The organism is Streptomyces sp. RG80 (assembly GCF_040446465.1).
Classification (GTDB): domain Bacteria; phylum Actinomycetota; class Actinomycetes; order Streptomycetales; family Streptomycetaceae; genus Streptomyces.
The window spans coordinates 107,172-119,456 of the sequence record NZ_JBEAAJ010000006.1 but is presented as its reverse complement, the minus strand read 5'-3'; the positions used below and the strand labels follow the sequence as shown (position 1 = coordinate 119,456).

Sequence of the window (12,285 nt, the reverse complement as noted above, 5' to 3'; positions counted from 1 at the left end):
TGGGTGAACCGCGGCCACCCGAAGTGGATCGCGCACACCCCGAGTGCGCGGATCACCCGGGACGGACGCGGGTCCCACCCCGCCTGATCCCCGGGGACCTGCCGTGACGATACTGGTGGGTGCACGTTCCCCCCGCCCCACAGATGGACTCATGCAGACCTCCCCCGCCACCCTTCCCCTCACCGTGTGGCCGGCCCGCGGCCGCCACGTCGGATCCGCCGCCGCGGACGTACTGCGCGTCAACCTCCAGCAGCTGAAAGACGGCGCGGTCGTCGACGACTTCCTGGAACTCAAGGAGGAGCAGGCCTTCGAGGCCCGCTGGCGGGTCGACGGCGAGGTGACCGTACGGGCCCGGCTGACGCTTCGGCCCGACGACGAGTGGGTCCTGGTCGCCGAGGCGGAACAGCCGTGGAAGGCGGCGTGGGCCTCTCCCGCCGGGATGTTCTGGCCGCTCGGTCCGGACGCGGACTGGGACCACGACGCCGTCGCCGGTCTGCGGATGCGGGACGCCAACCGGCTCCCCGAGGACGACAAGGAGCTGCGGCGGCTGCTCCGGGACTGTGCGCGCGCCTCCTGGGCGGTGCACCTGATCGTGCACGAGGCCATGACCCCCGACGAGCGCGGCCTGCGGTCACTGACCGAGCACCTGCCGCCGAGCCTGCGGCACCGCGTGGTGGAGCACCGGGCCGCGCCGCACCAGTTCCGGGCCGTCAACTGGGCGCTGAAGGAGTTCGACGTCCAGGTCCCGCGCGGCGGTGCGGTGCTCCTGCCCCCGCTGCCGCCCGGCCGGGACGGCGAGGACTTCGCCGTCCGCAGCGTCTTCCTGGACGGCACGGAGCCCGCCGAACTGATCGATGCCGTGACCCGGTTCGCGAGCCTGCCGAGGCCGCTGCCGGAGGGTGCCGAGGACGCGCTCACCGCACTGCGCGAGCGGTGGCGGCTGACGACGGCCGAGGAGGAGCTCGTCCGGCAGCGCGAGCTCGTCGCCATGTACGCCGAGGCGCTGGACGCGATGACGAAGTCCCGGGATCTGTACCGGGAGGCCGCCGAGCGGGCCAACGAGGCGCTGGCCGCCTACCGCGAGGCGGGCGCCGAACCACCACGCCCGCCCGCGGAACAGCCCGGCTCACCCCTGCAACAGCTGACCCGCACCCTCGAACGCTTCAAGCCCCGCCGGCCCCCACGGGACGAGAACGACGCCGACTGAACGACGGCCGGGCGCCCCGGCGTCGTAGGTGACGCGCGGGGCCCGGCCGGAGGCTACTCGGCAAGCAGCCGGTTCGCCGCGCTTCGCCTCGGTGCGCGCGAGGCCAGCCGGACGACCAGGGCGGTCAGCGCGGTGAGGGCCGCGCAGACGGCGGCGAGCCCCGCGACCCAGGCCGGCGCGAGCGAGAGGTCGAGGGTGCTCGACAACCTGCCCGCATCGAACCGGCTCGCGTACAACTGGGCCGCGGCCAGGCCCGCCGGCAACAGGACGGCACCGACCAGCAACGGCACCGCGGGGCGCACGGCCACCAGCAGTCCGAGCAGCAGACACAGGCCGGACAGGCCCAGCACCATGCCGTAGCGGCGCAGGGACACGCCGTCCTGGTACACCGGGAAGTGGGCGACGGCGCATGCCAGGAGGGCCAGGGCGGTGAGCCGGCCGGGCCAGGTGGGTGTTCTGGCGGACCGGACGCGCACCAGGCCGGGGAGTTCCGTCGGGATCGGGGGCAGCCCCAAGTCCGTGTCGTGCACCGGTGCGGACGGTTCGGCGGCCTGTGGCGGGTGGGAGCCGCGGCGCTCCTCGGCCAGTCGGCCGATCAGCTCCACGAGTTCCTCGACGGACCGGCCGGTGGCGGCCGCCCTGAGCGCCTCCTGCCCGCAGCGCGGCTCCAGCGGCGCCTGTTGCAGCAGGGCCATCAGCCGGGTCACGTCCTCGACCGGGCGGGTCTCGGCGGCGGCTCGGATCGCCTCATCGGCGCTCGCCGCGTCTCTCGGCGGCCGGGTGAGCAGGACGACCAGGCGGGTGACGTCGTCCACGGAACGGTTCACGCCGACGGCGCGGAGCGCGTCCACCGTGGCCCGGGCGTACAGGGGGGACTGTTCGAGAAGTGTGATGAGCTGGGCCACCTCTTCCAGCGGCCGGTCGGCCACGGCGGCACGCACCAGGCCGTCCACCGGATCGCCGTACGCCGAACCGCTTCCGTCCGCGACGACGGGCAGCGGGCTCAGGGAGCCGGTGTTCTCCGTGACGGGTATGGCGGGGTCATTCGACTGCGGGGTTGACGGGCTAGTGGTCATGCGTGGCTCTCCAAGGGATGGGGTGCGGCCGCAGGTGCGCCCCCGACGCGCGACACGCGACCTTACGGTGACCATTACTAGGGGTCCCTGCCGGGCCGTGCCACTCGGGTGCGCCACGGGTATGACGGCCGCTCGACGCCTCCACCCCTTCACTCCCACTGGTGTTCGAGCACACCGGATTCGCCCCGGCGGGCCATAGGGGCGCCCCCAGGGGGAATCCGATTATTCGTACGCGCTTCGCGGCGCCCCGGAGCAAGGAGGGCCGTTGGACATCACCACCCGGTGGATCGCCGTCGCCGCACTCGTCGCGGCTGCCGTCCTGGCCGTCGCCGTCGCGGTGTTCCTACGCCTGGTCAGAGCCCGGCGCGGGCTGCGCCGGGCCGGACTTCCGACCGGCCCGCGCTGGGTCTTCTGGGGTGCCCTCGCGTACTTCTTCCTGCCGACCGACCTGGTGCCCGACCCGGTGTACCTGGACGACATCGGCGTCCTGCTCCTGGCGTTGCGGACCATGCGGAAGAACTCCCGCAGTGAACCTGTCTGAGTTCACCCACGTCTCCCCCGTTGTGCGGGCCGTGAACCGCAAATGACTACGCAGCGTAAGGAAACCAATCACCCGTTCGATTCGTATAAGTCTCAGGAAGCCGACGGAAGTCGGTGGACCGGGCGACGGCGCAAGGTGACCATCGCTGGATCGAAGCAGGACCCACGAGGGAGAGACGATGCAACCGTTCGCGCTCAACTACGCACGTCCGGCAGCGGAGTCGGAGGTCACCGCTCCGTATGTCTACGACTCCGGGCGGCAGTTGAACGTGTTCTCCGACGGGCGGATCGCCGCGCACGACCAGGCGCTGCTGAGAGAACTGGGGACCACGACCTCCACCGCGGGGTCGAAGACGCACTTCGACGACTGAACACGGGCGGGCACACATGACCGTGTTGATCCTGACCTGTGAAGAGGACGTCACCGCCGACATGGTGGTCGTCCATCTCAACGCGACGGGGGTTCCGGTGGTCCGGCTCGACCCGGCCGACCTGACCGAGGGCGTGGCGCTGTCGGGCGAGTACGTGCACGGCTCGTTCCGCGGCCATCTGTCGTCCGGGGGCCGGCTGGTGAGCATCGGCGGGCTGCGGTCCGTGTGGGTGCGCCGGCCGGGCACCGCGGCCACCCGGGCCGCCGTGCCCTCCGGCTGGCTGACCGAGGAGTCGGCGCAGGCGCTGTACGGCATGCTCCGCAGTTCGGGGGCGCGCTGGATGAACCACCCCGACGCCGCTCTGCGGGCCCGGCACAAGCCCTGGCAGCTGCGGCTCGCCCAGCACTGCGGGCTGCCCGTGCCGGCCACCCTGATCACGACCTTTCCGCAGGCCGCGCGGGAGTTCTCCGAGCGCTATCCGGACCTGGTGGTCAAACCGGTCTCCGGGGCGCATCCGCAGGACCCGCCGAGGGCGGTGCCGACCAGCCGGGTCGCGCCGGACACCGACTTCTCGGCCGTCGCGTTCGGTCCCACGCTGCTCCAGCGGCGGGTGGCCAAGCGGGCGGACATCAGGCTCACCGTGGTGGGCGAGCGGATGCTGGCCGCGCGCAAGACGACCGCGGAGGACGACGAGGTGGACGTCCGTTTCGCCTCCCCCGACTCACCGTGGCGGCCCACCGACGTGCCGCCGCGGGTCGCCGACGGGGTGCGCGCGTACATGCGGGACGCCGGGCTGGCCTACGGCGCCTTCGACTTCGCCGAGGACGCCGACGGGACGTGGTGGTTCCTGGAGTGCAACCAGTCGGGGCAGTTCGGTTTCGTGGAGGTGGAGACGGAGCAGCCGATCGCCCGCAGCGTCGCCGAATGGCTGGCCCGTCCCGAGCCGGGCCCTTCGGGACGCGTCAACGGCCGGGACACCGCGGTGTCCTGAACGTCACAGCTGCCCGGGGCCGGGCAGGGCGGCCCGCTGCCACTGCGGAGTGGGCGGGGCGGGCGGCAGTTCGCCCAGGTGGGAGCGGCCCATGGGCTGGAAGGGCTGCATGACGAACTCCAGTTCCCTGCTGACTCGCTCGGCCTCCCTGCGAACCTGAGTGGGTACGTCGCCGCGCTCCGCGATGAGTCGGTCATAGATGGGGGAATCCTGGAACACCCGTCAACGTGCCTTTCGTGTCATGGCCCATATGTATGGGCGCACCTGCCGAGTCTAGGCGCCCCTGCACACTGCGGGGTGAATTCCACCGTTCGGCTTGACTCAGGCACCCGTCGTCGAACCGGGCCGGACGATCATGAGGACGGTGACCGTGGCCCACAGCAGGTTGAAGACGCCGGTGAACATGGCGAGTTGAACGGTGTGGGCCCGCTCGACCGTCTGTCGCGCGCCCAGAGCCTCGAGTAGCTCCTCCTGGCGGGGCAGGACGAAGGCCACCAGGATGCCGGCGGCCACGGCGGTCAGGGTCATGGACGTGATCAGCCAGGCGTCGCCCAGCACGCCCATCGCGGCGCCGGTGGCGAGCCCGAACACGGGCACGGCCAGGCCGAGGCGGGCGTAGATCCGGCAGACGCGGTGCAGCAGGGTGACGGTGCCCACCGCCGTTCCGGAGGGGTCGGTGCGGCGCACCGCGGGCGGGAACATGCTGGCCGCGACGGTCACGGGGCCGATGGCGACGATGGCGGCCAGGACGTGCAGGGACAGCAGGAACTTCGTCATGAAAGGGCGTCCAGGGTCGTACGAAGGGGTCGGCCGCCCACGCTAGGGAGCCGCCCGCGGGCAGGCACAGAGGCTGAAACGACAGGTTGCGACGGATTCCCGCCAACCGCTCCCACCTGGGGACTTCTCAGCAGACCCGCCTGACACAGCTGGCGGGAATCCGCCTATCGTGGCTTTCATGCACACCGTGGCGATCCTGGCTCTCGACCAGGTGGTGCCGTTCGACATGGCGGCGCCGATGCAGGTCTTCGACTGGACGCGGCTGCCCGACGGCCGCAGCCCCTACCGGATCCGACTGTGTGCGGCATCACCCGAGGTACGGGCCGACGGCGGCTTCTCGCTGCGCGTCGAGCGCGGGCTGGAGACGCTGGCGGAGGCGGACACGGTGATCGTGCCGGGCTGCTCCCCGGCGGCCGGACCGACACCCCCGTCCGTACTGGAGGCGCTGCGCCGGGCGGCCGCGGCGGGCACCCGGATCGCCTCGGTGTGCGTGGGCGCCTTCGTGCTGGCCGAGGCCGGGCTGCTGGACGGGCTGCGCGCCACCACCCACTGGGTGGCCGCCAAGGACCTGGCACACCGCTTTCCGGACGTACAGGTCGAACCGGACGTCCTGTACGTCGACAACGGGCAGATCCTCACCTCGGCGGGCGCCGCCGCCGGCCTCGACATGTGTCTGCACATGATCCGCCGCGACTTCGGGTCCGCGGTCGCCGCCGACGCCGCCCGGATGTCCGTCATGCCCCTCGAACGGGAGGGCGGACAGGCCCAGTTCATCGTCCACGACCACCCCCCGGTGCCACGCGGCTCGACGCTCGAACCGGTCCTGGAGTGGATCGAGGACAATCTGGCCCGGGAGATCACCCTGGCCGCCATGGCGTCCCGGTCGGGAATGAGCGAGCGCACCTTCAGCCGCCGGTTCCGCGAACAGACGGGCACCACACCGCTCCAGTGGCTGCTGCGGGCGCGGGTGCGGCGCGCCCAGTACCTGCTGGAGAACACCGACCACCCGATCGAACGCATCGCCCGGCAGGCGGGGTTCGGATCACCGACGGCGTTCCGCGAGCGGTTCCGCCGGGTGGTCGGCACCGGTCCGCAGGCCTACCGCACGGCCTTCCACGGGGAGTCGCGCTCCTCGGCCGCGCGCGGGTGAGCCCACGGAGAACCGGTGCCGACGATGTCTCACACCGTCAACAGACCACTGCGCCCCGCCGGTTCCCGCGCCGTGTCCGCCGCCCGGCCCGCGCCGAGCAGCAGGGCGTCCGCCTTCGCGACGGCGTCGCGGATCGCGGTGGTGCCCATCATCACGCACAGGGTGTAGCTGACGTCCTCCAACTCCCTTGTCGTCACCGGGTTGCCCCGCTCGGCGTCGGCGATCCGCAGCGATGCGTACCGCGTCAGCAGCCCTCTGACGACCTTCGGATCCGGAACGAGCACGAAGAGCCCCTCTCTCGATTTCCGCTGCGTATGCCCGGGCATCGGGAGACCAATCACCTCTCCCGCTCTCCGGCTCGCGATTGACGGAATCCTGTCGCCGTACACCCGACTGACGCTCGAATCCCGCCGGGGCGAAACCCACAGGAGTGACGTTCCGGCAAGTACGGAACCGACCCGCTTCCCCCTGGGCCGCGGACAGTTGAGCAGGGAGCAGCCCCTCAGCACGGACGCCTGAACGCACGAACGGTGTACGCCCATGAACCACCTCCAGCGCCTGCTCGGCGCGCTCTACGTCACCACCAGCGCCGGACTCGCCCTGACCACGGTCCTGGAGTTCCGCCACGGCCCCTGGTGGGCGGCGGGTCTGTTCGCCGTCGCGAGCCTGGTCCCCCTGGTCGCCGCCGTCCGCGAGAGCGAGCCCCGCGCGCCGGCGGCCGGACCACGACTGCGGGGCGTCGGGACCGGCGCCGACGACGACGTCGTACGCGCCGAGCTCGACGCCGCGTGCTGCGAACCCTGGTGGACGAGCTGCGGCACGGAACACGATGTGACGTGTCCGCGCCGCGTACCGCGCAGCAGCGCCGCCTGAGCGGTGCCGTCAGGCGACCTGGCCCGCGTGCAGCGCGGTGTACGCCCCGCCGCGGCGCAGGAGTTCCTCGTGCGTGCCGATCTCCTGGACGCGGCCGTCGCCCATCACCACGATCCGGTCGGCGCCGCGCACGGTGGACAGCCGGTGCGCCACCACGAACGTGGTGCGTCCCGCCAGCAGCCGGGCCAGTGCCTCCTGGACCAGCGCCTCGGAGCGGGTGTCCAGCGCCGAGGTCGCCTCGTCGAGCACGAGCACCTTGGGGTCCCGGATCAGGGCGCGGGCGATGGCGAGGCGCTGGCGCTGGCCGCCGGACAGCCGGGCCCCGCGCTCGCCCACCAGGGTGTCCAGGCCCTGCGGGAGCCGGTCCACGAACTCCAGCGCGTTGGCGTCCCGCAGCGCAGCGCGCACCGTCTCCTCGTCGGCCTCGTCCTCCATGCCGTAGGCGACGTTCTCGCGGATCGTGCCGTCGAAGAGGATCGACTCCTGCGGTACGACCGAGACGAACCGCCGGTAGGTGCGCAGGTCGAGGGCGTTCATGTCGGTGCCGTCGAGCAGCAGCCGGCCCGAGGTCGGGCGGATGAAGCCGATGACGAGGTTGAGGACGGTGGACTTGCCCGCGCCGGACGCGCCGACCAGGGCGATGGTCTCCCCCGGTCGCACGGTGAGCGAGAAGTCGTGCACGGCGGGCCGCTCGCCGGCCCCGTAGACGTGCCCCACCCGTTCGAAGGTGACGGCGCCGCGTACCTCGGCCACCTCCGACTTGCCCTCGTTGTCCTCCAGTTCGGGTTCCTGGAGCACCTCGCCGACCGAACGGACCGACTCCAGGCCCTTGGTGATGACCGGGGCGAGGCCCGCCAGGGTCGTCGTGGAGTTGGTGAGCGTGGTCAGGAAGGCGCTGAGCATCACGACGTCTCCGGCGGTGACACCCCACACGTCGTAGTACGACACCAGCGCCGCGCCGGCGAGGACGAGCACGCCGACGACGTTGAGCACGACCCAGGCCAGCGAGCCGAAGCGGCCGTTGACCAGGTCCAGGCGCATGCCGGAGGTGAGCAGCCGGTGCAGGGTGCCGTCCATGCGGCGCAGCGCCTTGCCCTCCAGGCCGTGGGCGCGGGTGACCGGGATGAGCCGGGTCATCTCGGTCACGCGGGACGACAGGGTCTCCACCTCGTGCCGGAAGTGCTCGTTGTGGGTGCGCAGCCGGGCCCTCAGACGGGCGACGACGAGCGCGGCGGCGGGCACGACGACGAGGAAGACCGGCAGGAACTCCGGGGTGCGGATGCCGATGATGACGAGGCCGCCGATGAGCACGGTGCCCGCGCCGAGCCCGGTCTCGGCGGTCTGCTGCACCATCTGCTCGACGGTCTCCACGTCCCGCACGACCTTGGCCTGGAGCACGCCGGCGCTGACGCGGGAGTGGTAGCCGATGGACAGCTGCTGCATCCGGGTGCACAGCGCGGAGCGCAGGGAGGTGCCCATGCGGCGCACGCTGCCGTACAGCAGGCGTACGTACAGGACGTGCAAGGGGTAGTTGACCAGCAGGATGAACAGGATGATGCCGGTGCTGAGCCAGAGTTCGGTGATCGGCCGGTGCTCGACGACGGTGTCGATGATGGTCGCGGTGATCAGCGGCAGCAGCCAGACCGGGCTGTGCTTGACGGCGAAGATGCCGACCGCCCCGGCGAGGCGCTTGCGGTCGGCGCGGAACAGGTAGGCGAGAGTGCGGACGGGGTGCTCGCCCCGGTAACGGTGGTCGAGCGGTCTCTCCAACGGCGAGGCCATTGGCGGCGGTTCCTTCCGGGGAGCCGGGCGATGGATCTACAGCAAACTGCGCGGCACGCTAGGCAGCAAGCGCTTTCTCCCCGCGTCGCCCGGGGTTACACCGCATCGAGTTCGGCGATCTCCTCGGCGGTGAGGACCAGTTCGGCCGCGGCGATGGAGTCGAGGATCGTCTCCGGGCGGCTGGCACCCGGGATCGGCACCACGACCGGCGACTTGGCCAGCATCCAGGCGAGGCACACCCGCTGCGGGCTCACTCCGTGCGCCTCGGCGATCCGGGCGAACGGCGCGTAGGCGGAGCCCAGTTCACGGGCGCGGGAGATACCGCCGAGGGGACTCCAGGGCAGGAACGCGATGCCGAGTTCGTCGCACAGGCGCAGCTCGGGCTCGCTGGAGCGGAAGGCCGGGGAGAACTGGTTCTGCACGGAGACGAGCCGCCCGCCCAGGATCTCCTGGGCCTGCCGGATCTGTTCCGGGTTCGCGTTGGAGATGCCCGCCATGCGGATCTTCCCCTCGTCCAGCAGGTCCCGTACGGCGCCGACCGAGTCCGCGTACGGCACGCGCGGGTCGGGGCGGTGGAACTGGTACAGCCCGATGGCCTCCACGCCGAGCCGGCCGAGGGACGCCTCGCAGGCCGCCCTGAGGTGTTCCGGGCTGCCGTCGAGGGTCCAGCTCCCGTCCCCGGGGCGGAGATGGCCGCCCTTGGTGGCGACCAGCACCTCGTCGCCCCGGTCGTGGGAGGCGAGGGCCTTGGCGATCAGGGACTCGTTGTGGCCGACCTCGTCGGCGTCCCGGTGGTAGGCGTCCGCGGTGTCGATCAGCGTCACGCCGGCGTCCAGGGCGGCGTGCAGCGTGGCGAGCGAACGCGCCTCGTCCGGCCGCCCCTCGATCGACATGGGCATCCCGCCCAGTCCGATCGCACTGACCTCCACGTCACCGATGCGTCGCGTCTGCATGGGGTCGTGACCTCTTTCCGGGTGCCGTGCGGGTGGGTGCCCGCGTACGGCAAGCGGTTGCACCGCACGGGACGCACACCAGCCTGAACCCGCCGCGGCCCAGAGGTCCAATAGAAGAACGCGAACGCATTCAGCAGCGGGAGGACTGAATCGCGGGAGACGCGCGCCGGGCCTTCGCGGGCCCCCTCCGACTCGCCTCCGGTCCTGATCGGAACCGGACGGTGCACGACGTATCCGGACGCTTGGGTGCAAGGCCCCGGCATGTCATCGACCTGTGCGGGCATTCCGGTTGCGCGGCCGACGGTCGGTGTCGCACGCTCACCCTGAACCTTCGGGGGCACGGAAAGGCGGGGGTATGCGCATCGGACTGCTCGGCACGGGCCCATGGGCCGAGGGGGCGCACGCGCCCGCCCTGAGTGGACACGGCGAGCTGGAGTTCGCCGGGGTGTGGGGCCGCCGTACGGAGGCCGCCAAGGAGTTGGCCGGCCGCTTCGGCACCCGGGCCTACGACGACGTGGACGAACTGTTCGCCGACGTCGACGCGGTCGCGGTGGCGCTGCCGCCCACCGTCCAGGCGGACCTCGCGGTACGGGCGGCGCGAGCCGGTTGCCATCTGCTGCTGGACAAGCCGCTCGCGCCCACGGTCGAGCAGGGGCGGGCCGTCGTGGCGGCGGTCAAGGAGGCCGGTGTCGCCTCGGTCGTCTTCTTCACGACCCGCTTCCAGAGCGTGACCGAGTCATGGATCACCGAACAGGCCGCTGTCGACGGCTGGTTCACCGCGCGGGCCGAGTGGCTCGGCGCGGTGTTCACCACGGACAGCCCGTTCGGGGCCTCGCCGTGGCGGCGGGAGAAGGGCGCGCTGTGGGACGTGGGACCGCATGCCCTGTCGGTGCTGCTTCCGGTCCTCGGCGACGTACGACGAGTGGCGGCGGCCGCGCACGGTCCCGCGGACACCGTGCACCTGGTCCTCGAACACGCCGGCGGCGCGTCCAGCACCCTCACCCTGAGCCTGACCGCTCCGCCCGCGGCGGCCGGGGCCTCCGTCGAACTGCGCGGCGAGGCCGGGGTCACGCTCCTGCCGCCCAGCCCCGACGGGGCGGTCCCCGCCCTGGAGCGCGCCGCGGACGCCCTGCTCGCCGCCGCCCGCACCGGACGCCCGCACCCGTGCGACGCCGCGTTCGGACTGCGCGTCACGGAGATCCTGGCAAAGGCGGAACAGCTGCTGGCCGACGACGGAGACCTCAGTTGAACCAGGTCAGAGGTTGAGGGCCCCTGTCAGACGGGACACCGCAACCGGGCTCCGCCAACGACGCGAGAACCGCAACCGCCCTGCCGCACCCGAACCAGCCGCCCATCCCTGCGACTCACACGCGGACTCCGGTCACGGAGAGCCGGACCACGGCCGAACACCAGCAGGCAGACGACGGCGAAGTCAGCTGAACGCGGTCGGAGGGTGAAGGGCTTCCGGCAGGCGGGAGATCGCCACCGGGACCCTACAACCCTGCCGGCCGACCACAGCAGCCTCGGCCGAACACCGTCACAGGGCGACGGCTTCCGTCAGGCGGGAGATCGCGGTCGGGTCCGGCAGGGTGGCCAGCGTGGCGACCACCTTGCCGCTCGCGAACTCGCGCTGCTCGGCGGTCACGTTCTGGTCGATCGCGCACTCCGCCTGGACGTGCACGAAGTTCAGGTCGGTGGCGAAGAGCATCGAGAACGAGTCGATGCCCCTGATCACCGCGGGGCCGCCGGCGTCACGGTAGGCGCGCATGAGCCGTCGGGCGGACTCGGGCGAGAAGTCGTTCTTGCCGGCCCAGAAGTAGACGGCATGGGCGAGTTCACGGTCGGCCGCGATCGGGCCGGCGTTGTCCCAGTCGACGAGGGTCGGACCGGCCGGACCGACCAGGACGTTCTGCGGCTGCATGTCGAGGTGCGACATCACGACGGCGTCGGGACCGGACCGGGTGACGTGCCGCGCCAGTTCCGGCATCCGGGTGTCGAGGAACCGCCCCAGCTCGTCCGACCAGGGCATCCCGGCCTGCCGGACCTCCTCGCGGAGCCATGTCCAGTCGGATTCCGGCGGGCACTGCTCGTACCAGTCGTTCGGGGCCTCGGTCGTGCCCTGCCCGGCCCGGTGCAGGATGGCCAGCGTTTCGCCGCACCAGCTCAGGAGCGCCGGGTCGGAGGGGTCCGCCTCGGTGCCCTCGACCCAGTCGTAGAGCTTCACATGGGACCCGCCGAGCCGTGAGACGTACGCGCCCTCACGGTTGGGCAGGAGCCGCGGCGCGGAGATGCCCAGCAGCTCCGAGGCGTCGCGCAGTGCGGCCTCGCGCCGGACCTGTTCCTCGTCGCCGCCGAACAGCAGCTCTTTGACGGCCCACGCGGAACCGTCCCGGTCGCCGTTGCCGTTCCCGTTTTCGGACAGCTTCCAGATCTGTCCCAGCGCGCCACGGGCGACGCGTGTCATCGTCCACGGTCCGGTTCCCAGCGCATAGGCGTCGGCGATCAAGTCGCTCCGCATACAAGTCCTTTCGACGATCCCCGCCCTCCCAAGATCGCAGGGAGGGC

The 12,285-nt window shown here is 71.9% G+C and carries 14 protein-coding genes; 7 read left to right on the top strand and 7 right to left on the bottom strand.

All coding sequences use genetic code 11. The features are described from left to right. Positions 1 to 151: 151 nt before the first annotated feature. Positions 152 to 1,207 (top strand): hypothetical protein, encoded by a 1,056-nt coding sequence (locus tag ABKA17_RS21350; RefSeq protein ID WP_353693750.1) that lies wholly within the window; start codon positions 152 to 154, stop codon positions 1,205 to 1,207. A 53-nt stretch (positions 1,208 to 1,260) separates the two neighbouring features. Here ABKA17_RS21350 and ABKA17_RS21345 read toward each other — a convergent pair whose 3' ends face one another. After that, complete coding sequence (locus ABKA17_RS21345) at positions 1,261 to 2,283, bottom strand: hypothetical protein (RefSeq protein WP_353693749.1); 1,023 nt, start codon at positions 2,281 to 2,283, stop codon at positions 1,261 to 1,263. 265 nt (positions 2,284 to 2,548) lie between these two features. On the opposite strand from ABKA17_RS21345, the gene ABKA17_RS21340 reads away from it, so the two are divergent. The 3 genes from ABKA17_RS21340 (at position 2,549) to tgmB (ending at position 4,185) form a co-directional block, all read left to right on the top strand. Next, positions 2,549 to 2,824, top strand: a complete 276-nt coding sequence (locus ABKA17_RS21340; RefSeq protein ID WP_353693748.1) for a YkvA family protein — start codon at positions 2,549 to 2,551, stop codon at positions 2,822 to 2,824. 178 nt (positions 2,825 to 3,002) lie between these two features. Then, entirely contained in the window at positions 3,003 to 3,194 is a 192-nt protein-coding gene (gene tgmA / locus ABKA17_RS21335) for a putative ATP-grasp-modified RiPP (protein WP_353693747.1), read from the top strand. Between the two features lie 16 nt (positions 3,195 to 3,210). Continuing rightward, positions 3,211 to 4,185, top strand: coding sequence for an ATP-grasp ribosomal peptide maturase (tgmB, locus tag ABKA17_RS21330; protein ID WP_353693746.1), 975 nt, complete (start codon positions 3,211 to 3,213; stop codon positions 4,183 to 4,185). A 3-nt stretch (positions 4,186 to 4,188) separates the two neighbouring features. On the opposite strand, the gene ABKA17_RS21325 is transcribed toward tgmB, so the two are convergent. Together ABKA17_RS21325 and ABKA17_RS21320 are read right to left on the bottom strand one after the other, a co-directional pair. Next, a complete protein-coding gene (locus ABKA17_RS21325) occupies positions 4,189 to 4,404 on the bottom strand; it encodes a hypothetical protein (RefSeq protein WP_353693745.1) in 216 nt (71 codons plus the stop codon). A gap of 102 nt (positions 4,405 to 4,506) precedes the next feature. Further along, the gene (locus ABKA17_RS21320) at positions 4,507 to 4,962 is read right to left on the bottom strand and encodes a hypothetical protein (RefSeq protein ID WP_353693744.1); all 456 of its coding nucleotides are present in this window, start codon (positions 4,960 to 4,962) and stop codon (positions 4,507 to 4,509) included. A gap of 178 nt (positions 4,963 to 5,140) precedes the next feature. Here ABKA17_RS21320 and ABKA17_RS21315 point away from each other — a divergent pair, with 178 nt between their 5' ends. Then, positions 5,141 to 6,112: a GlxA family transcriptional regulator gene (locus ABKA17_RS21315; protein ID WP_353693743.1), complete on the top strand. Its 972-nt coding sequence runs from the start codon at positions 5,141 to 5,143 to the stop codon at positions 6,110 to 6,112. Between the two features lie 29 nt (positions 6,113 to 6,141). Here ABKA17_RS21315 and ABKA17_RS21310 read toward each other — a convergent pair whose 3' ends face one another. Further along, complete coding sequence (locus ABKA17_RS21310) at positions 6,142 to 6,396, bottom strand: DUF5133 domain-containing protein (RefSeq protein ID WP_353693742.1); 255 nt, start codon at positions 6,394 to 6,396, stop codon at positions 6,142 to 6,144. 256 nt (positions 6,397 to 6,652) lie between these two features. On the opposite strand from ABKA17_RS21310, the gene ABKA17_RS21305 reads away from it, so the two are divergent. After that, positions 6,653 to 6,985 carry a hypothetical protein gene (locus tag ABKA17_RS21305; RefSeq protein WP_353693741.1) on the top strand — a complete coding sequence of 111 codons (333 nt, stop codon included), beginning with the start codon at positions 6,653 to 6,655 and terminating at the stop codon, positions 6,983 to 6,985. Positions 6,986 to 6,994: 9 nt separating this feature from the next. On the opposite strand, the gene ABKA17_RS21300 is transcribed toward ABKA17_RS21305, so the two are convergent. Then, a complete protein-coding gene (locus ABKA17_RS21300) occupies positions 6,995 to 8,767 on the bottom strand; it encodes an ABC transporter ATP-binding protein (RefSeq protein WP_353693740.1) in 1,773 nt (590 codons plus the stop codon). Positions 8,768 to 8,862: 95 nt separating this feature from the next. Continuing rightward, a complete protein-coding gene (locus ABKA17_RS21295) occupies positions 8,863 to 9,720 on the bottom strand; it encodes an aldo/keto reductase (RefSeq protein WP_353693739.1) in 858 nt (285 codons plus the stop codon). 355 nt (positions 9,721 to 10,075) lie between these two features. Here ABKA17_RS21295 and ABKA17_RS21290 point away from each other — a divergent pair, with 355 nt between their 5' ends. Continuing rightward, positions 10,076 to 10,969 carry a Gfo/Idh/MocA family protein gene (locus ABKA17_RS21290; protein ID WP_353693738.1) on the top strand — a complete coding sequence of 298 codons (894 nt, stop codon included), beginning with the start codon at positions 10,076 to 10,078 and terminating at the stop codon, positions 10,967 to 10,969. Between the two features lie 288 nt (positions 10,970 to 11,257). Here the strand turns inward: ABKA17_RS21290 and ABKA17_RS21285 are convergent, their stop codons facing one another. Continuing rightward, complete coding sequence (locus ABKA17_RS21285) at positions 11,258 to 12,238, bottom strand: phosphotransferase enzyme family protein (protein ID WP_353693737.1); 981 nt, start codon at positions 12,236 to 12,238, stop codon at positions 11,258 to 11,260. Positions 12,239 to 12,285 lie beyond the last annotated feature (47 nt).